The sequence below is a fragment of the Natrialba sp. PRR66 genome (assembly GCF_034808065.1).
GTDB lineage: Archaea > Halobacteriota > Halobacteria > Halobacteriales > Natrialbaceae > Natrialba > Natrialba aegyptia.
Map to the genome: position 1 here is coordinate 1 of NZ_JAXHGN010000030.1, position 345 is coordinate 345.

1 protein-coding gene is annotated in these 345 nt (G+C 52.8%); it reads right to left on the bottom strand.

Annotation, left to right across the window (positions count from 1 at the left end; translation table 11 throughout):
- Window positions 1-119: 119 nt before the first annotated feature.
- On the bottom strand, window positions 120-345 hold a 226-nt coding region (locus tag SM755_RS23360), incomplete at its 5' end, for a ubiquitin-like protein (protein ID WP_323174795.1).

Genomic DNA, 345 nt, shown 5'->3' on the forward strand with positions numbered 1-345 from the left:
GTGACGTTGTCAATGGTGTCCGAGGACTCATCCTGGAGTGTGATGGTCTTGCCGGTGAGGGTCTTGACGAAGATCTGCATGCCACCCCTGAGCCTGAGCACCAGGAGGAGGGTGGATTCCTACTGGATGTGGTAGTCAGCAAGGGTGCGGCCGTCCTCGAGCTGCTTTCCGGCGAAGATAAGTCTTTGCTGATCTGGTGGGATTCCTTCTTTATCTTGAATCTTAGCCTTGACATTTTCGATCGTGTCGGAAGCTTCGACTTCAAGTGTGATGGTCTTTCCAGTCAATGTCTTGACGAAGATCTGCATACCTCCTCTGAGGCGGAGCACCAAGTGGAGAGTAGAC